This is a genomic window from Pseudomonas sp. GW821-FHT09D08 (genome assembly GCF_059416305.1).
Window position 1 is genome coordinate 1 of record NZ_JBWKOX010000034.1, and the last position, 18,441, is coordinate 18,441.

Consider the following 18,441-nt stretch of genomic DNA (forward strand, 5'->3'; position numbering starts at 1 on the left):
TTAATAGCGTCAAACAACACGACCCTACCAACTCCTTCTGGGCTTCGATGAACTGAAGCAATCCGCTGCCTTATTCTACATAACTCATTGTTTAGCAAGGAGTTTTACGTTTCGACTGCGCCGGAAGTGGGGCGAATTATAGACTTCCAGGATCTGCCGTCAATACTTAATTTAGCTTTTTCTATCAAAGCGCCTGCCAACCTATAAATCTCTCTATATAGAAGGTCTCGTTGTCAAATTGAGCAATATATTGCTCAAACCCGAACAGTTAAGCATCATAGCCGCCCCTGCTTCTCGAATATGACCTCGGACGAACGCCCCAATGACCACCTCCCCCCGCAGCTTGGCCTCGGCATTGTTTCCTGTCGGTCTGCTGTTGATCGCCATGGCCTCCATCCAGTCCGGAGCCTCACTGGCCAAGAGCATGTTCCCGATTGTCGGAGCCCAGGGCACCACAACCCTGCGCCTGATCTTCGCCAGCGTAATCATGTTACTAATCTTGCGACCATGGCGCGCCAGGCTGACCGCAAAATCCCTGCGTACAGTGGTTGTTTACGGCATGGCCTTGGGCGGCATGAATTTCCTCTTCTATATGTCCTTGCGCAGCGTTCCGTTGGGCATTGCCGTAGCCCTTGAATTCACCGGACCGCTCGCCGTCGCGATCTACGCATCGCGCCGAGCGGTAGACTTCCTGTGGATAGCACTCGCTATCATCGGCCTGCTCCTGTTGATCCCCACGGGGGAAGCCAGCAGCGGAATCGACCTGGCCGGTGCGACCTATGCTTTGGGGGCAGGGGCTTGCTGGGCACTCTACATTCTGTTCGGACAGAAAGCAGGCAACGACAACGGCGTCCAGACCGCCGCTCTGGGCGTAATGATCGCTGCCCTGTTTGTTGCGCCCATCGGCATTGTCCACGCCGGTACCGCACTACTGACCCCGGCATTGATCCCTGTCGCCATTGGTGTCGCGATTCTGTCCACGGCACTTCCCTACACCCTGGAGATGGTTGCGCTGACACGCCTCCCCGCCCGCACATTCGGAACGCTTATGAGCATTGAGCCTGCTTTCGGTGCGCTCTCAGGACTTTTCTTCCTGCAGGAACATCTATCCCTACCGCAATGGCTGGCCATAAGTTGCATCATCATGGCCTCGGTAGGTGCGACGTTGACAATGCGCAATGACTCCAAGCCGCTGGTTCCGGCGGATTGAATCATCTTTGAAAGTTGCTCTGGTATTTGCCGCGTATTTAGGCCATGTTTAAACTGCAAACGAATGTCATTCATGGAGTTTTTCGACAAGGACAGCGCGAACGCTACACTCGAGAGCGAGTAGAGCCGACTTCGAGCATTGTGAAGCGGCTATATAAGGATGGGAATGAAGCGAATTTTGATACTGTTAATGGTCGTGGCCCTTGCTGGCTGTGCCGCGACTACCAAGACAGAAGTAAAACGCGGCAAAAAAGGGCTGCATATCAACTGTTCCGGCCTGTCTTCTTCCTGGGACCAGTGCTACACCAGTGCAACCAACTCTTGTGGCGCCAAGGGCTACCGGGTTATCGCCAAGTCCGGTGACAATTCCGAGGAGCCAGGGGACTACCCCTTCGGCATCAACCCTGCCGGCTATACCAGCCGCAGCATGATCGTCATCTGCAAGTAATCTCCTCCGAGCAGTCACCAGCGACTGCTCATATAAATGCCTGATACAACCCCGCCCCTTCGCGGCGCTGCAACTGAATGATTGCAGCTCCTGATTTTGCAACAGGTCAAATAGCCGTCGTACGCACCTGCAGCCACTCCAACGCAGCACCGCTGAGTAGCGGGCTCAGGCGTTCACGCACCTGAGCGTGGTACGCATTGAACCACTCGCGCTCATCCGCGGTGAGCAGCGACGGCTCCAGGCAACGGGTGTCGATCGGGCACAAGGTCAGGGTTTCAAACGAGAGGAACTCACCAAACTCGGTCTTGCCTGCTTCGCGGTTCAATACGAGGTTCTCGATACGCACGCCCCAGCGTCCAGGGCGGTAGGTGCCCGGCTCGATGGAGGTGATCATCCCTGGCTGCATCGCGGTTTGCGGCGCAGTGGCGGCCTGGTAGGCGATCACTTGTGGGCCTTCATGCACATTGAGGAAATAACCTACGCCGTGCCCGGTACCGTGGCCGTAGTCCACCCCTTCGGCCCAGATCGGCGCGCGGGCAATGGAATCCAGCAGCGGCGACAAAATCCCCTTGGGGAAATGCGCACGTGACAGTGCAATCACGCCCTTCAGCACACGGGTGCAGTCACGTTTCTGTTCGTCGCTCGGCATACCGATAGGCACCATCCGCGTGATATCCGTGGTGCCTCCCAAATACTGGCCACCCGAGTCGATCAGCAGCAAACCATCGCCTTCGATCACCGCATGCTCTTCTTCGGTAGCGTGGTAATGCGGCATGGCCCCATTGGCATTGAATGCTGCGATGGTATTGAAACTCAGCGACACGTAATCGGGGCGACGGGTGCGCGCAGCCGTCAGGTGTTCATCGATGGTCAATTCAGTGATGCGTTCACGTCCGAGTGCACTGTCCAGCCAGGCGAAGAATTCGCACAGCGCCGCGCCGTCCTGTTCCATGGCTCGGCGGATGTGCTCCGCGTCCGCCAGGCTCTTGCGGGATTTGGCCAGCGTGGTGGGGTTCAACCCTTCGATCAGCTTGACGCCGGGATCCAGGTTTTCCAGCAGACCGGCAGTAACGCGGGCCGGGTCAACCTGCATGCTGGCGCCCGATGGCACCGCGCGCAGTGCATCCGCCACGTCGCTGTAGTCGCGCAACGTCACACCATCCTGCGCAAGCACCGCACGCAGGTCCGCGTCGACTTTACTCAGCGCCACAAACAACGTGGCCTGTTGTTGATTGATCAACGCAAACGACACAAACACCGGATTAAACGAAACATCGCCGCCGCGCAGGTTGAACAGCCAGGCGATGTCATCCAGGGTGGCGATGAAGTGCCAGTCGGCGCCCTTCTCTTTCAAACTGGCGCGCAGTGCGGCAAGTTTATCGCCACGGCTGACGGTCGCTTGCGGTGGCAGATGCTGATAGATCGGCTGGCTCGGCAGGCTCGGACGGTCTTTCCAAACCGCATCGAGTACGTCGATATCGGTCCGCAGGCGCGCCCCGCGCTCTGCCAGCCTGGCGCCCAAGATGCGCGCCGACGCGACAGCCATGACCGCACCGTCCACCGCCACCACACCGCCTTCCGGCGTCTGCTCGGCCAGCCACTCCAACGGCCCGGGTTGGCCCGGTTGCAGCTTGACCAATTCAATGCCACTGCCCTTGAGCTCCTTGGTCGCCTGTTCCCAGTAACGGCTGTCGGCCCAGACACCGGCGAAATCCGCAGTGACAATCAGCGTGCCTACCGAACCATGGAACCCCGACAACCATTGGCGCCCCTGCCAGTAACCCGGCAGGTACTCGGACAAATGCGGGTCAGCCGATGGCACCAGCAGGGCGTGAATGCCCTCGCGGCTCATCAGTTCGCGGGTGTGCGCCAAGCGCTGGGGAACCGTTCCATGGGTCAAAGGCTGCGTACTCATTGTGTCTCCTGCTAACCACTAATAATTGTTATGTGAAAATCAGACGGCCCAGAACGCCGGTGCGCTGGCCAGTGCGGCCTTGATCAATTGCACGGCCTGGTCGATGTCCTGCTCGGTGGTAAACCGGCCCAGGCTCAAACGTATGGTGCGGCCGGCAGAACGTGCGTCAAGGCCCAACGCAAGCAGCACGTGAGAAGGCGCATTGCTCGCGGAGTTGCAGGCCGAGGTCGCCGAAAAGGCGATGCCCGCACTCAACGCAGCAGCGTCGAATTCACCTTCGCTGAACGTAAGGCTGAGGGTGTGGGGAATGCGCTGCGCAGGGCTGCCATTGAGGCGTACGCCACCGACCGTATCCAACTGATCCAGCAGGCGCTGGCGCAAGGCCATGATGACTACCTTCTCCTGCGCAAAAGACGCCGCCGCCAAGGCGAATGCCGCGCCCATGCCCGCAATCTGATGGGTGGCCAGGGTACCGGAGCGCAAGCCCCCCTCGTGGCCGCCACCATGAATCTGTGCCGACACTTTCTGTTGCGCCCGAGGGCCGACATACAGCGCGCCAATCCCCTTGGGGCCATACAGCTTGTGCGCGGAAAACGACATCAGGTCCACCGGCCACTGCGCCAAATCGATCGCCACCTTGCCCGCCCCTTGCGCCGCGTCCACATGCAACAAGGCGCCATGCTCACGCACACGTGCGCCGATAGCCGGGATGTCATTGAGGGTGCCCAGTTCGTTATTCACCAGCATCAGCGATACCAGAAAGGTGTCTTCACGCAATGCCTCGCTGACGGCGTCGGCGCTGATCAACCCGTCGGCGTCCGGCACCAGGTAAGTCACGGCCACACCGGCTTCCTGCAACTGGCGCGCGGTATCCAGCGTGGCCTTGTGTTCGATCTGGCTGGTGATGATATGCCCGCCCGCCACGCCACGCGCCTGGGCAACGCCCTTGATCGCGAGGTTGTTGGACTCAGTAGCGCCGGAGGTCCAGACGATCTGTTCAGGCTGTGCGCCGACCAGTTCGGCCACCTGGCGACGCGCCTGCTCAACCGTTTGCCGGGCCGCCTGGCCGAACGCATGGGAACTGGACGCGGGGTTACCGAAATTGGCATTGAAGCCCAGACACTCGGCCATCACCTGGATGACGCGCTCGTCCACCGGGGTGGTAGCGGCGTAGTCGAAATACAGCGGACGTTTATTCATGACAGTCAAGACTCGCAGAGCAGGTTCCCGAGAGCAGCGTCTCAGGGGCATCGGCCGGAACAGAGGTCGTCAGGTTTACCGGATCGAATGCCATTAAAGAAGGACAACTTTAAGTAAATGTGCGTAGGAACGCTCCTGAAATTCAGCTTAACAGGCTGAAGTCGTGCCATGGCAAACAAAAAGCCCGAGGTTCCTTCAAGGGAAGCCTCGGGCTTTTTGCTGCGCAGTGCCAACTCAACTGGGACGACCATGCAAAACCACGTTGCGCTCGGCGTTCATTTCGCCCTGGCGATCAAATCCGAAGGGCTTGTGTGGCTGGCCGGTCAGTGCGGCGCGCTGCTGTTGATATTCATCAAACGACAAACCCCGACGGCTCAGCGCTTCCAGGGCCAGTTGCTTGCTCTCTTCGGCCGTGTAGGGACGCAATTCCGGCGATGGATGGCTCGCACACCCGGCGAGTATGGCGCTGACAATCACTAAGCAAACAGCAAGAAATCGGTTCATGGCGGTAGCCCTGGAAAGAAGGTTTCGAGTCAATGAACACAGGCTACTCCCGACCTCACAGAGTGAAAAATCACCGTCCGTGATAGTCGCTATCAACCGCCAACGCCCCCTCGATAGCCACCCCCTTATATTTCCTTATGATCTATAAATATGGAAATACGTTCATTTACGGAATAAATGCAACGTTCTATAAAGGACTTGCACCGCAACTGCACTGTTCGCCACGCAACTGTTTGCCAGGCAACAGCCATTCAACAAATCACCAGTCAGACAACAGCAGCATTTTTCAGCAGTGAACCTGCAACCCACGCCAATCAAGGCCTGCACCCGTTGGTACAGCTCTTGCTCAACAGGTTGCACTCCACCTGCTATGAACCACTGTTGATAAAGGAACTGTTCATGACCCGTCCCCTGAATGTCGTTGCCCTCTCCGGCGGAACCTGGCGCCCGTCCCGTACCCTCGTGCTGACCCAAGCCGTACTGGCTGAATTGGCGACCTTGCTGCCGATCCAGACCACCCTGATCGAGCTGGGCGACATTGCCCGGCCGCTCGGTGGTGCGCTGTCACGGGATGAGTTGCCCGCCGAGGTCGAAGCCCAACTGGTGGCCATCGAACAGGCCGACCTGCTGATCGTCGCCGCACCGGTCTATCGCGGTTCCTACCCTGGCCTGCTCAAGCATCTGTTTGACCTGGTTGGCCTCAACGCCCTGATCGACACACCCGTATTACTCGCAGCCACCGGCGGCAGCGAGCGCCACGCGCTGGTTCTCGATCACCAACTGCGTCCGCTGTTCAGCTTCTTCCAGGCCCTGACCCTGCCGATCGGGGTGTACGCCACCGAAGCCGACTTCACCGATTACCAAATAACCAGTGAGCCCCTGAAGGGCCGTATACGCCTTGCGGCAGAACGCGCAGCACCGTTGTTTGCAGCGCACTCCCCCTCTCTGCTGAAAATCGCTTAAGGATTGGTCATGGATGTTTTCTGGTTTCTGCCAACACATGGCGACGGTCATTACCTGGGCACCACCCAAGGTGCACGGCCGGTCACCCTCAATTATCTGAAGCAAGTCGCGCAGGCGGCTGACAGCCTGGGTTACCACGGCGTGTTGATTCCTACCGGCCGCTCGTGCGAAGACTCCTGGGTCATCGCCTCGGCGCTGGTGCCGCTGACCGAACGCCTGCGTTACCTGGTGGCGATTCGCCCGGGCATCATCTCGCCGACCGTTTCTGCGCGCATGGCGGCGACCCTGGATCGCCTGTCCAACGGTCGCCTGCTGATCAATGTGGTCACCGGCGGTGATCCCGACGAGAACCGCGGCGACGGCAGCTTCCTCGACCACAGCGAACGCTACGAAGTCTCCGACGAATTCCTACAGATTTGGCGCCGCGTATTGCAGGGCGAATCAGTGGACTTCGAAGGCAAACATCTGCGAGTGCAGAACGCCAAGACGCTTTACCCACCGGTGCAAAAGCCTTATCCACCGTTGTATTTCGGCGGTTCCTCGGATGCCGCCCACGACCTCGCCGCCGAACAGGTGGATGTGTACCTGACCTGGGGCGAGCCGCCCGCCGCCGTCGCCGAAAAACTCGCGGATGTACGTGAACGCGCTGCCCGCCACGGGCGTACGGTGAAGTTCGGCATTCGTCTGCACGTGATCGTGCGCGAGACCGAAGAAGACGCGTGGAAAGCCGCCGACAAGCTGATCGAGCACATCAGCGACGAAACCATCGCCGCCGCGCAAAAATCCTTCTCGCGCTTCGACTCCGAAGGCCAGCGACGCATGGCCGCCCTGCATGACGGGCGCCGCGACAACCTGGAAATCGCCCCCAACCTGTGGGCCGGTGTCGGCCTGGTACGCGGCGGTGCCGGTACCGCGCTGGTGGGCAACCCCCGGCAAGTGGCCGAGCGCATCAAGGAATACGCCGACCTGGGCATCGAAAGCTTCATCTTCTCCGGCTACCCGCATCTGGAAGAAGCCTATCGCTTTGCCGAGCTGGTGTTCCCGCTGCTGCCGGAACCCTATGCCAGCCTGGCCGGACGCGGCATCACTAACCTCACTGGCCCGTTCGGCGAAATGATTGCCAACGATGTTCTGCCAGCCAAGGCCTGATCGGCGCAGCGGCGGGAGCGGCATTGGTCGTTCCCGCTTATAAAGAGGAAAACCCGTGACAGCCAAACCCCATAGCGTCCTGCCATCACCGTTGCAGACCGCCAGACTGCTGGCCGCCGAATTCGCCCTCACCGCTGTCGAACGCGACGAGCGCGGTGGCACCCCCAAGACCGAACGTGACGCCCTGCGCCAAAGCGGCCTGCTGGCCCTGAGCATTCCCACCCAATACGGCGGCCTCGGCGCCCGCTGGAGTGACACCCTGGCCATCGTGCGCGAGTTCGCCAAGGTCGACAGCTCCATTGCCCACGTCTTCGGCTTCCACCACCTGATGCTCGCCACCGTGCGCCTGTTCTCGCGGCCGGACCAATGGCAACCCTGGTTCGAACAGACCGCGCGCAAAAACTGGTTCTGGGGCAACGCCCTCAACCCATTGGACACACGCACCGTGGTCAAGGACTTCGGCGGCTGGCGCGAGTTCTCCGGCAAAAAGAGCTTCTGCTCCGGCGCCAGCGACTCGGAAATGCTGATTGCCTCGGCGGTGGATGAAAGCGCCGGCGGCAAGCTGCTGATCGCCGCCATCCCCAGCGGGCGCAGCGGCATCACCCTGCACAACGACTGGAACAATATCGGCCAGCGCCAGACCGACAGCGGCAGCGCCAGCTTCGAACGGGTGCGCGTCGAGGAGTCGGAATTGCTGCTCGACCCGGGCCCGCTGAGCACGCCTTTTGCCTGCCTGCGTCCGCTGATCGCCCAGTTGACCTTCACCCATATGTTCCTCGGCATCGCCGAAGGCGCCTTCGAAGAAGCGCGCAACTACACGCTCACCGAGACCCGCTCCTGGCACAAGTCCTCAACCGAAGACGTGCGCCAGGACCCTTACGTACTGCATCACTACGGCGAATTCTGGGTGGCCCTGGAGGGTGTGCGCCTGTTGGTGGAACGCGCTGCCGAGCTGCTCGACCAGGCATGGGCAAAAGGCCCCAACCTCAGCGAAAACGAACGCGGTCAACTGGCGATTGCCATTGCGACTGCCAAGGTCGCCGCCACCCGCCAAGGCCTGGACCTGTGCAGCCGCCTGTTTGAAGTCACCGGCGCACGCTCCACCCACGCATCCCTGCGCCTGGATCGTCATTGGCGCAACCTGCGCACGCAAACCCTGCACGACCCGGTGGATTACAAGCTCCACGAACTGGGGGACTGGGCGTTGAACCAATCCCTGCCGATTCCGACGTTCTACTCATAAAAAGAGGTGCCCATGCAGCTTCTAACCTTACCGCCCTCGCCCGCCCTCGCGACGTCGATCCGCGCCACGGCCCAGGTCTTCGAAGACCCGAAATCCAAGGCGCTGCTCGACCATATCCAGCAAGTGGCGCCCAGCGAAGCCAGCGTGCTGATCATCGGCGAGACCGGCACCGGTAAAGAGCTGGTGGCGCGCCACATCCACAACCTCAGCGCGCGGCGCAACCGGCCGTTCGTGGCGGTGAACTGCGGCGCGTTCTCCGAATCCCTGGTGGAAGCCGAGCTGTTCGGCCATGAAAAAGGCGCATTTACCGGCGCCCTCAGCGCCAAGGCCGGCTGGTTCGAAGAGGCCGATGGTGGCACGCTGTTCCTCGATGAAATCGGCGATTTGCCGATGCCCATCCAGGTCAAGCTGCTGCGCGTCCTACAGGAACGCGAAGTGGTGCGCCTGGGGTCGCGTAAGAGCATTCCGATCGATGTGCGGGTACTGGCCGCCACCAACGTGCAGCTGGAAAAGGCCATCAACGCCGGGCATTTCCGCGAAGACCTCTACTACCGCCTCGACGTCGTCAGCCTCGAGCTCAGCCCGCTGCGCGAGCGCCCCGGCGATATCCTGCCGCTGACCCGGCACTTTATCGAAGCCTACAGCCAGCGCCTGGGCTACGGCCCGATCACCATCAGCCGCGAGGCCGAACACAAGCTAAAGAGCTACAGCTGGCCGGGCAACATCCGCGAATTGGAAAACGTGATCCACCACACCCTGCTGATCTGCCGTAACGGTGTGATCGAACGCGACGACCTGCGCCTGTCAAACATGCGCATCGAGCGCCAGGACGACAGCCAGCACGGCACCGACAACAGCGCCGAAGCCTTGCTGGAGCGCGCGTTTCAAAAGCTCTTCGAAGAACAGGCCGGCGCCCTGCACGAAAAGGTTGAAGACGCGCTATTGCGCGCCGCCTACCGCTTCAGCCATTACAACCAGGTGCACACCGCCAACTTGCTGGGCCTGAGCCGCAACGTCACGCGCACGCGCCTGATCAAGATCGGTGAGTTGGCGGTGAACAAGCGTCGCCCTGGAGAAAATGTGCAGGGCGAGCGCATGCTGCACCTATCCATTTAGGCGACAGTGCAACGCGTTGTCATGGCTGCGCTCGAAACTGCGCAGCACCTGGAACGAACCAAAGGTCACGGCCGTGGCCTGGTGGGCGCGAATAAGCGTCCAGAAATCTTCCTCGCCGTGCTCAAAGCATTGGAACGCCGCTTCGCCGTCCGCGCGGGAGCGCCATTGCAGGTAATTGAGCACCCGCCGCCCGTCTTCGCTGACCTGCACGCTCGCATTGATAAAGCCGCCATGGCCCTGGGCCAGGCGTTCACTTTGGGTGGACAAGGCCGCCACCAGCGCCACTTGTTGCTGGGGCTCGATGTGAAACTCGATCAGTTGAGTGAAACTGCGATTCTTCTCTGATAACGGCATGAACACTCTCCTTTCTCTGTAGGCAGAATCTTGTGATTCGATACCACGCAGGGTAAAACCTCTAGTTAAGTCAAGGTCAAGCGCTTAATTGGAGTATTCATGGTTACCAAAGAGCTCACCGTCGGCCAACTGGCAGCCCGTAGCGGTGTAGCTGTTACGGCCCTGCACTTCTACGAAACCAAGGGGCTGATCAAGAGTCATCGCAATGCCGGCAATCAACGACGCTATCCACGGGATGTACTGCGCCGGGTGGTGGTGATCAAGATCGCCCAGCGCCTGGGAATTCCACTGGCAACGATTGGCGAGGCGTTGCAGACGCTGCCGGAAGGGCGCACGCCCAACGCTCAGGATTGGGAGCGGTTGTCCGCGCTGTGGCGGGAAGACCTCGATGAGCGCATCCATAAGCTGATGCTGCTGCGGGACAAACTCACCGGTTGTATTGGGTGTGGATGCTTGTCGCTGGACGCGTGCCCGTTGCGCAACCCGGATGACCAGCTCGGTGGGCGCGGGCCGGGGGCGCAATTGCTGGAGCCCGGCTGAACGCCCCCTTGTCGGGGCCCTCGGAGCCCTTGATGGGCATGGCCTATAGTGAAGAGGCCGTGCCTCCACAACCACAATCAAGGAGAACGAAATGAGCGTTAAACCCATTCCCGAGGGTTATCACAGTGTCACGCCCTATATGGGCATCGACAAAGCTTCAGAGGCTATCGAGTTTTACAAAAAGGCCTTCGGCGCCACCCAAATCATGCGCCTGGACATGCCCGATGGCAGGGTCGGCCATGCCGAACTGCGCATTGGTGACTCAGCGATCATGCTGGGCACGCCCTGCGATGAGATGTCCCTGAGCAATCCGGCTGAACGCACCAGTGTCGCTTTGCATCTGTACGTGAACGACGTAGACGCACAGTTCAAACAAGCCGTCGCAGCGGGCGCCAGCGTGATGTCCGAACCAGAGGACCGATTCTATGGCGACCGTTCGGGCAGCGTGAAGGATCCATACGGTCATCTTTGGTACCTCGCCACCCGCAAGGAAGACCTCAGCGAAGAACAGATCCGTCAGCGCGCCATGGAAATGTTCAAGCAAGGCTGAGCACCGGGGCCGGTCCGCCGGCTCCAACCCCACTTCATGAATACCCCCCACGCTGTAAAAAACCGCTGGATGTGAACCTGAAACATTTTCTTTCATATCCACCTTGGGGATTTCTCATTCTCATCCGTCTTAACTTAGATACAGCCAGTCGCGTCAGCAAAAGCTACGACTGGCCTTTTCCGGGCCTCCCTCGCCCTCTCCTGATCAAGACCCTCTTTCACATGTCGAAGAAGTCACGCTCAAAACTCTGGTTTCTCGTCCATAGCTGGCTGGCCTTGCCCATCTGGTTCTTTGTACTGATTGTCTGCGTCACCGGCACCCTGGCGGTGGTCAGCCAGGAAATCGTGTGGCTGGCCAATCCGGACATCCGTGCGAGCAAGCCGTCGGATGATGCCGAGCCGCTGAGCTACGACCAGGTGATCAGCGCCATCAAGCGGGCCGAACCCCAGGTCATCGTGCAGTCTCTCAGTCGTCCGGATGAATCGCACTTTGCCCTGAGTGTCGACCTCAGCTACCCGGACGGGCGCTCGGTAGAGGTCTACGTCAATCCGTACACCGGGGCGATCCAAGGCATCAGCCCGTCGTTCAACTTCCGTCAGTTCACCCGCGCCCTGCACGGCTGGTGGCTGGTGCCGTTTACCAATGGCTTCAGCTGGGGCTGGTACCTGGTGTCGCTGCTCGGCTTGCCGTTGCTGGCCTCACTGGTCACCGGCCTGGTGGTGTACAAGCGCTTCTGGAAAGGCTTTTTCAAGCCGACCCTGCGTATCCGCCACGGCGCGCGGATTTTCTGGGGCGACTTCCACCGCCTGAGCGGTATCTGGTCGATCTGGTTTATTGCGGTGATTTCCATCACTGGCACTTGGTTCCTGATCCAGGCAATCCTGGGTGACAACCAGATCTCCATCTCCAGCGAGCCCATCGTCCCGGTGATCGCCCGCGAAAAAGTCCCAACCTCAGCCCCCGGCGTGCCTGCGCCGATGATTCCGGTGGATGAGGCGATCGCGATCGCCACCCAACGTATCCCGGGGCTGGAGGCGAGTTTCGTGAGCCTGCCGCTCAATGCCTACAGCCACCTGCAAATCGGCGGGAGGGGCTGGTACCCGCTGATGTTCCAGACCGCTCAGATCAACCCGTATGACGGCGAAATCGCCTCGTCGCACCTGCTGTCCGACCGCACCAAGCTGGAGTTCGTCACCGAATCCATGCGCCCCCTGCATACCGGCGACTTCGGTGGCCTCTGGATCAAGCTGATCTGGGCGTTCTTCGGCCTGGTACTGAGCATGATGGTCTTGAGCGGCCTGTTGATCTGGACCAAGCGCACGGCCCTGGCCACCCTCAACGCTCTCAAGCGCGAAGCCAAGACACAACGTGCGCCGGCAGCCATTCCGGCCATGCGGTCTGAAACCTCGGAGGCCAACCCATGAGCAAGTCCGCCAACGCTACCCCGCCTTCACCGTTGCGGACCTTTTGGCTGAAATGGCGTTTCCACATCAATGTCCTGCTGTTGCTGGTACCGCTGGGCTTCATGCCCAAGTACTTCGCCGATGCCGCGCTGTTTCGCGGCGACACCGGCATCGGCGAGCGGGTGGCCGGCGAAGTACAGGTCGGCCCCTGGAGCCTCACGCTGGCCGAATTTCGCAATGAAGGGCCGCGCCCCGACCCGGCCGGCCCGATGAAGTTCTTCAACGCCGCCCTCTGCGCCACCTGCGCCGACCAGGTCAAGGCCACGTACCTGCGCATCGGCAAGCCGCGCAGCCTGCGTGCCGCCGGGGTGATCTTCTTCGGCACCCCGTACCGCATGGGTGCCGGCCTGCCCGTGCCGGAACGTACCCCCGTCGATGCCGAACTGTGGGTCACCATGGAAGGCTGGGACGGCACCATGCACCAGGGTTCCATCCCGCTGAGCCAGGCCTCGCCTGCCACCATTGCCTGGCTGAACAAGCAAGGAGTCAAACCATGACGTTCAAGCGCCTGTCCCGCGCCGCGCTGTTGCTGTGCGCCGCTTTCAGTACCACCGTCTTTGCCCACAACCCGATGTGCGAATGCAAGGAAATCCCCGGCGAGCAGATCCAGTGCAAAGGCGGTTTCTCCGACGGCAGCGGTGCCCCCGGCGTGACCCTGGATGTGATCGGCTATGACGAAACCATCCTGGTGCCCGGCAAGCTCGGCCAGGACTCCACCCTGACCTTCAAGAAGCCGTCCGCCGAGTTCTACGTGCTGTTTGATGCCGGCCCCGGTCACGTGGTGGAAATCGACCAAGCGGATATCCAGCCTCAATGAGTACGACACAGGTTGTTCGCCCCGCCGGTGCCGGCCACGAAACCCTCTACGTACTGCTGCTGTGCCTGATCATCCTCGCGGTGGCCGGTACGGTGGTGGCGCTGCACGGTGAAACCCAGGCAGTCGCGGCGCTGCCCCGCCATCAGCTGGATGCCCGCCGCGACCTGAGCGCCGCCGAACAAGGCATCTACGCCGACCTGCGGGTCACGCTGGATGAAATCCACTTGCTGCAGCAGGAGCAAAGCGCCCTGCCCACCCCCGAGCAACTGGCCGAAGAAGGCTTCGCGCCCTTTGCCCAGGACGCCAGTTCGGTCAGCCGCGGCGACCATCGCTGGCAGTTGTTGGCGAATTCGGCCTACTTGGGACTGAGCCAGACCCCGACCACCAGCGGTTCACTGCTGATGCGCGTACAGGGCAGCGAGCCGGATATCTGGCTCAACCGCAGCACACACCTGGCCGCCCCCTCCGACCTCACTGACCAGGCGCTGATCGCAGCCGGCTGGCAGCAGGTGGTCGCGCAATTCGATGCCGGCGTCACCCGCCAGCACCGTCACTGAACGAGAAGACCGATTGCCCATGTCTATTTCATCGCCCCTGTTGCGCGTGTTTCTGGTTGGCCTGTTCAGCCTGATACTTGCCCCCCTCGCGAATGCCGAAGCGGCCAAACGCCTGCGTATCGGCATCACCCTGCACCCTTATTACAGCTACGTGGCCAATATCGTCGGCGACAAGGCCGACGTCGTGCCGCTGATCCCGGCCGGCTTCAATCCCCACGCCTACGAGCCACGCGCCGAAGACATCAAGCGCATCGGCACCCTGGATGTGATCGTGCTCAACGGCGTCGGCCATGACGATTTCGCCGACCGCATGATCGCCACCAGCGAGCGCCCGGACATCCCGGTGATCGAAGCCAACGCCAACGTGCCGCTGCTGGCAGCCACCGGCAACGCCGCGCGCGGTGCCGGCAAGGTGGTCAACCCGCACACCTTCCTGTCGATCAGTGCGTCGATTGCCCAGGTCAACAACATCGCCCGCGAGCTGGGCAAGCTCGACCCGGACAATGCCAAGACCTACACCCAGAACGCCCGTGCCTACGGCAAACGCCTGCGGCAGATGCGGGCCGATGCCCTGGCCAAGTTGACCGGCGCCCCCAACCCGGACCTGCGTGTCGCCACCGTGCACGCGGCCTACGATTACCTACTGCGCGAGTTCGGCCTGGAAGTCACGGCCGTGGTCGAGCCGGCCCACGGGATCGAGCCGAGCCCCAGCCAGTTGAAGAAGACCATCGACGAACTGCGCGCCCTGGACGTCAAGGTGATCTTCTCGGAGATGGATTTCCCGTCGACTTATGTCGACACCATCCAGCGCGAATCCGGGGTCAAGCTGTACCCGCTGTCGCATATTTCCTACGGCGAATACAGCGCTGAAAAATATGAAGTGGAAATGACCGGCAACCTCAACACCGTGGTACGGGCGATTCAGGAGTCCGGGGCATGACCGCAGCGCAGCAACTTAAGGTCGCGAGCGTCGGCCCGACCCTCGACTTCGATCAGGTGTCCCTCACCCTGGGCCGCACCGTGATCCTCGACGGCGTGAGCTTCCAGGTGCAGCCGGGCAGCATCCATGCGCTGGTGGGCCCGAATGGTGGCGGCAAAAGCTCGCTGATCAAGACCCTGCTGGGGCAGACACCGCACCAGGGGCAACTGAGCCTGCAATGGCCGGGCACACCCGGCACCATCGGTTATGTGCCCCAGGCGCTGGAGTTCGACCGTGGCTTGCCGATGACCGTGGATGATTTCATGGCTGCCATGTGCCAGCGGCGCCCGGCATTCCTGGGTTTGTCCAAACATTATGCCGCCGCGATTGGCGAGGCGCTGGAACGGGTCGGCATGCAGGACAAGCGCAAGCGGCGCATGGGCGCGCTGTCCGGCGGTGAGCGCCAGCGGGTGTTGTTGGCCCAGGGATTGATCCCGGCGCCACAGTTGCTGGTACTGGATGAACCGATGTCGGCCCTCGATGAAGCGGGCATCCAGGTGTTCGAACGCCTGCTCAATGACTGGCGCCTGGCCGGCATCACCGTGCTGTGGATCGAGCACGACCTGGAAGCCGTGGGCCGCCTGGCCGACCGCGTCACCGGCCTGAACCGCCGCCTGCTGTTCGACGCCACGCCGAAAGAAGCGCTGACCCCGGAGCGCCTGCTGACCCTGTTCTCTACCCATCCTCGGAGCCCGGCGCCATGAGTTATGAAGCGTTTCGCCTGATGGTCCAGGGCTGGGCCTCGTCCGGTTACCTGCCGGAGGCACTGGCCTATGGTTTTGTGGTCAACGCCCTGCTCGCCGGTCTGCTGATCGGCCCGGTGCTGGGCGGCCTGGGCACGCTGGTGGTGGTCAAGCGCTTTGCGTTTTTCTCCGAAGCGGTCGGCCATGCCGCGCTGACCGGCGTGGCCGTGGGCATCCTGCTGGGTGAGCCCTACACCGGGCCCTATGGCAGCCTGTTCGGTTACTGCCTGTTGTTCGGCATCCTGCTCAACTACCTGCGCAACCGTACGGGCCTGGCGCCGGACACCTTGATCGGCGTGTTCCTGTCGGTGTCCCTGGCATTGGGCGCCAGCCTGCTGCTGATACTGGCGGGCAAGATCAACGTGCATATCCTCGAGAACGTGCTGTTCGGTTCGGTGCTCACGGTCAACGGCAACGACCTGCTGGTACTGGCGATTGTCGGCGCCCTAGTGATGGCCCTGGCGCTGCCGCTGTACAACCGCATCATGCTCGCCAGCTTCAACCCGCAATTGGCGGCGGTGCGCGGCGTGGCGGTGAAGACCCTGGACTACCTGTTCGTGATCCTGGTGACGCTGATCACCGTGGCGGCAGTCAAGGTCATCGGCGCCATTCTGGTGGGCGCGCTGCTGGTGATTCCGGCTGCGGCGGCACGCTTGCTGAGCCAATCGCTCAAAGGCTTCTTCTGGATCTCGGTGGTGATCGCCACCGTCAGCACCCTGTGCGGGATCCTGTTGCCGATCATCTTCGACCTGCCCATCCCCTCCGGTGCCGCGATCATCCTGATGGCAGGTATCGCTTTCGCCCTTGCCGCCGTCGCGCGGGGCACCGTGCCCAGCCTCAAAGGGAACCTTGGATAATGCGCTCCGTTCTTCAACCTCTGGCCCTGGCCATCGCTTGCCTGATCACCACGCCGATGATGGCGGCCGACGCGGGCAAACCTGCTGCTCACGCTGCAAAACCGGTCAAAGTCCTGGCCTCGCTGCCGATCACCTACGGCCTGGCGCAGGTGCTGCTCAAGGGCACCGACGTGCAGCTTGAACGCGCCGCCCCGGCCAACCTGCCGGGCTCGCGGCAGGTGTCGTACTTTACCGGCCGTGGCGCGCCGGCACTGAACACCCTGGCCCAGGACGCCGACGCTGCCATCGGCCTGCGCTCGCTGTGGGCCGACGACCCGCTCTACCCCGTGGCCCGGCGCAGCAATATCCGTATCGTCGAAATCGATGCGGCACGCCCGGTGGATGGCGGCCTGCCGGGCATCGCCGTGCAACCTGGCGTCGCCGATGGCTTGAACAGCCAGCCGTGGCAATCGAGCAACAACCTGGGGCGCATGGCCGATGTCCTGGCCGCCGACCTGAGCCGCCTGGCACCGGGCGCCAAGGCGAAGATCGACGCCAACCTGGCCGCCCTCAAGCAACGCCTGCTCAAGCTCAGCGCCTACAGCGAGGCGCGACTGGCCAAGGCGGACAACCTGAGTGTGGTCAGTTTGAGCGATCACTTTGCCTATCTGATCAGCAGTTTGAATCTCGAACTGCTCAGCACCGATGCCCGGCCCGACGCCGATTGGACACCTGAGGCGTTACAGAAGCTCAGTGCCGAGCTGAAGGACAACGACGTGGCCGTGGTGCTGCATCATCGCCAGCCGAGTGATGCAGTGAAAGCCGCCATCACGGCAGGCGGTTCAACGCTGCTGGTATTGAACGTAGACGGCGCGGACCCGGTATCGGAGCTGGAGAGCAATGTGGACCAAGTGATCAAGGCACTCACGGTGCACTCACTGTAGGAGCGAGCTTGCTCGCGAAAAACCTGAGGGCGCTGCGGGGAGCCAGGCCTCCCGCGTCATCGTTGACATCTTTCGCGAGCAAGCTCGCTCCTACAGGAGGCCCCCCGATCACACCACATCCACACCGACATGAATCGCATCATGCCGCCAGAATTCCAGGTCGCAGTCGATCAAGCGCTGGTGCTGGTCATAATTGACCCGGGCGATCCGCAAGCCCGGGCTGCCCACCGACACGCGCAATGCCGCCGCCGCTTCCACCGGCAATGAGGTCGGCACGATCTCGAAGCGCACCCGCCCGTAGTGCAAGTCGTACTTGCGCGCATACAACTCGGTCATCGACTGATTCAGGTCGCATTCGAGAATCCCCGGGAAATACTGCGGGTTCAGGTAGTGCTCCACATACAACACCAGCCGCCCGTCAATCCGCCGTCCCCGGCAGATCTGGATCACCCTGGACAACGCCGGCAGCTGCAACCACGCACACACTGCAGCCGAGGCCGGCTGCAGCCGTGCACTGATCACTTCGGTGGATGCCACCCGCCCCTGGTCGTTGACCATCGCGTGAAAGTGGCTGCGCTGCATCAGGTTGTAGGCCAGGCGTGGCGGCGAAACGAACCAGCCCCGGCGCTCCTCGCGATAAATCTGCCCTTGGGCCTCCAGTTGTAACAAGGCTTCCCGCACGGTAATTCGAGTGGTACCAAACAACTCGCTGAGCTTGCGCTCGGCAGGCAGCTTGCTTGAAGGCGCCAACAGGCCGTGGTCGATCTGCTCTTGCAGCGCCAGCCCGATGGATGTCACCGCCTTGATTGCCTCATCACGCATCAACGTTACCTATCTGGACTAGACCAGCACTGTTCAGGTGCACAAACCGCTGCATAAGTGGGCTTGCACGACTGCTTGCCAGCCTAGGC

General features: G+C 61.6%; 21 protein-coding genes and 1 pseudogene. 16 read left to right on the top strand and 6 right to left on the bottom strand.

Annotation, left to right across the window (positions count from 1 at the left end):
• The first annotated feature begins 322 nt into the window (after nt 1-322).
• Together rhtA and AC07OP_RS30535 are read left to right on the top strand one after the other, a co-directional pair.
• A complete protein-coding gene (rhtA, locus tag AC07OP_RS30530) occupies nt 323-1,210 on the top strand; it encodes a threonine/homoserine exporter RhtA (RefSeq protein ID WP_065939873.1) in 888 nt (295 codons plus the stop codon).
• A gap of 165 nt (nt 1,211-1,375) precedes the next feature.
• Nucleotides 1,376-1,657 (top strand): hypothetical protein, encoded by a 282-nt coding sequence (locus AC07OP_RS30535; protein WP_495103193.1) that lies wholly within the window; start codon nt 1,376-1,378, stop codon nt 1,655-1,657.
• Between the two features lie 106 nt (nt 1,658-1,763).
• On the opposite strand, the gene AC07OP_RS30540 is transcribed toward AC07OP_RS30535, so the two are convergent.
• From AC07OP_RS30540 to AC07OP_RS30550, 3 genes are all read right to left on the bottom strand, one after another.
• Nucleotides 1,764-3,572 (bottom strand): aminopeptidase P family protein, encoded by a 1,809-nt coding sequence (locus AC07OP_RS30540; RefSeq protein WP_495103194.1) that lies wholly within the window; start codon nt 3,570-3,572, stop codon nt 1,764-1,766.
• A gap of 39 nt (nt 3,573-3,611) precedes the next feature.
• Nucleotides 3,612-4,772 carry a cysteine desulfurase family protein gene (locus tag AC07OP_RS30545; RefSeq protein ID WP_495103195.1) on the bottom strand — a complete coding sequence of 387 codons (1,161 nt, stop codon included), beginning with the start codon at nt 4,770-4,772 and terminating at the stop codon, nt 3,612-3,614.
• A gap of 234 nt (nt 4,773-5,006) precedes the next feature.
• Nucleotides 5,007-5,276 (bottom strand): hypothetical protein, encoded by a 270-nt coding sequence (locus AC07OP_RS30550; RefSeq protein WP_115488157.1) that lies wholly within the window; start codon nt 5,274-5,276, stop codon nt 5,007-5,009.
• 399 nt (nt 5,277-5,675) lie between these two features.
• Between AC07OP_RS30550 and msuE the strand changes: the two genes are divergently transcribed.
• From msuE to AC07OP_RS30570, 4 genes are read left to right on the top strand one after another with little or no spacing between them, the layout of a single operon-like run.
• Nucleotides 5,676-6,239: an FMN reductase gene (gene msuE / locus AC07OP_RS30555; protein WP_027607134.1), complete on the top strand. Its 564-nt coding sequence runs from the start codon at nt 5,676-5,678 to the stop codon at nt 6,237-6,239.
• A 9-nt stretch (nt 6,240-6,248) separates the two neighbouring features.
• Nucleotides 6,249-7,388 (top strand): FMNH2-dependent alkanesulfonate monooxygenase, encoded by a 1,140-nt coding sequence (ssuD, locus tag AC07OP_RS30560; RefSeq protein ID WP_495103196.1) that lies wholly within the window; start codon nt 6,249-6,251, stop codon nt 7,386-7,388.
• A 55-nt stretch (nt 7,389-7,443) separates the two neighbouring features.
• Nucleotides 7,444-8,631 (top strand): acyl-CoA dehydrogenase family protein, encoded by a 1,188-nt coding sequence (locus AC07OP_RS30565; RefSeq protein ID WP_065924542.1) that lies wholly within the window; start codon nt 7,444-7,446, stop codon nt 8,629-8,631.
• Nucleotides 8,632-8,643: 12 nt separating this feature from the next.
• Complete coding sequence (locus AC07OP_RS30570) at nt 8,644-9,747, top strand: sigma-54 interaction domain-containing protein (protein ID WP_092358583.1); 1,104 nt, start codon at nt 8,644-8,646, stop codon at nt 9,745-9,747.
• On the opposite strand, the gene AC07OP_RS30575 is transcribed toward AC07OP_RS30570, so the two are convergent.
• Nucleotides 9,736-10,101: an antibiotic biosynthesis monooxygenase gene (locus AC07OP_RS30575; RefSeq protein WP_495103197.1), complete on the bottom strand. Its 366-nt coding sequence runs from the start codon at nt 10,099-10,101 to the stop codon at nt 9,736-9,738. The genes AC07OP_RS30570 and AC07OP_RS30575 overlap by 12 nt on opposite strands.
• Before the next feature lie 99 nt (nt 10,102-10,200).
• On the opposite strand from AC07OP_RS30575, the gene soxR reads away from it, so the two are divergent.
• From soxR to AC07OP_RS30625, 10 genes are all read left to right on the top strand, one after another.
• Entirely contained in the window at nt 10,201-10,641 is a 441-nt protein-coding gene (gene soxR, locus AC07OP_RS30580; protein ID WP_027607129.1) for a redox-sensitive transcriptional activator SoxR, read from the top strand.
• A 91-nt stretch (nt 10,642-10,732) separates the two neighbouring features.
• Nucleotides 10,733-11,191: a VOC family protein gene (locus tag AC07OP_RS30585; RefSeq protein WP_115488154.1), complete on the top strand. Its 459-nt coding sequence runs from the start codon at nt 10,733-10,735 to the stop codon at nt 11,189-11,191.
• Between the two features lie 221 nt (nt 11,192-11,412).
• Entirely contained in the window at nt 11,413-12,615 is a 1,203-nt protein-coding gene (locus tag AC07OP_RS30590) for a PepSY-associated TM helix domain-containing protein (RefSeq protein WP_495103198.1), read from the top strand.
• Nucleotides 12,612-13,151, top strand: coding sequence for a PA2404 family protein (locus tag AC07OP_RS30595; RefSeq protein ID WP_495103199.1), 540 nt, complete (start codon nt 12,612-12,614; stop codon nt 13,149-13,151). Before AC07OP_RS30590 ends, AC07OP_RS30595 begins: the two co-directional genes overlap by 4 nt.
• Complete coding sequence (locus AC07OP_RS30600; protein WP_115488153.1) at nt 13,148-13,471, top strand: hypothetical protein; 324 nt, start codon at nt 13,148-13,150, stop codon at nt 13,469-13,471. Before AC07OP_RS30595 ends, AC07OP_RS30600 begins: the two co-directional genes overlap by 4 nt.
• Nucleotides 13,468-14,028: a DUF6162 family protein gene (locus AC07OP_RS30605; RefSeq protein WP_092358577.1), complete on the top strand. Its 561-nt coding sequence runs from the start codon at nt 13,468-13,470 to the stop codon at nt 14,026-14,028. The genes AC07OP_RS30600 and AC07OP_RS30605 overlap by 4 nt, the downstream gene beginning before the upstream one ends.
• A 19-nt stretch (nt 14,029-14,047) precedes the next feature.
• Nucleotides 14,048-14,968 carry a metal ABC transporter substrate-binding protein gene (locus AC07OP_RS30610; RefSeq protein ID WP_027607123.1) on the top strand — a complete coding sequence of 307 codons (921 nt, stop codon included), beginning with the start codon at nt 14,048-14,050 and terminating at the stop codon, nt 14,966-14,968.
• The gene (locus AC07OP_RS30615) at nt 14,965-15,711 is read left to right on the top strand and encodes a metal ABC transporter ATP-binding protein (RefSeq protein ID WP_027607122.1); all 747 of its coding nucleotides are present in this window, start codon (nt 14,965-14,967) and stop codon (nt 15,709-15,711) included. The genes AC07OP_RS30610 and AC07OP_RS30615 overlap by 4 nt, the downstream gene beginning before the upstream one ends.
• Complete coding sequence (locus tag AC07OP_RS30620; RefSeq protein ID WP_027607121.1) at nt 15,708-16,607, top strand: metal ABC transporter permease; 900 nt, start codon at nt 15,708-15,710, stop codon at nt 16,605-16,607. The genes AC07OP_RS30615 and AC07OP_RS30620 overlap by 4 nt, the downstream gene beginning before the upstream one ends.
• Nucleotides 16,607-17,530, top strand: coding sequence for a metal ABC transporter solute-binding protein, Zn/Mn family (locus tag AC07OP_RS30625; protein ID WP_495103200.1), 924 nt, complete (start codon nt 16,607-16,609; stop codon nt 17,528-17,530). The genes AC07OP_RS30620 and AC07OP_RS30625 overlap by 1 nt, the downstream gene beginning before the upstream one ends.
• Here AC07OP_RS30625 and AC07OP_RS30630 read toward each other — a convergent pair.
• Both AC07OP_RS30630 and AC07OP_RS30635 read right to left on the bottom strand, forming a co-directional pair.
• A pseudogene (locus AC07OP_RS30630) lies at nt 17,523-17,642 on the bottom strand (outer membrane lipoprotein carrier protein LolA); the annotation flags it as partial. The gene AC07OP_RS30625 and the pseudogene AC07OP_RS30630 sit on opposite strands and share 8 nt — an antisense overlap.
• A complete protein-coding gene (locus AC07OP_RS30635; RefSeq protein ID WP_495103201.1) occupies nt 17,639-18,352 on the bottom strand; it encodes a UTRA domain-containing protein in 714 nt (237 codons plus the stop codon). The pseudogene AC07OP_RS30630 and the gene AC07OP_RS30635, both read right to left, overlap by 4 nt.
• Nucleotides 18,353-18,441: the final 89 nt, after the last annotated feature.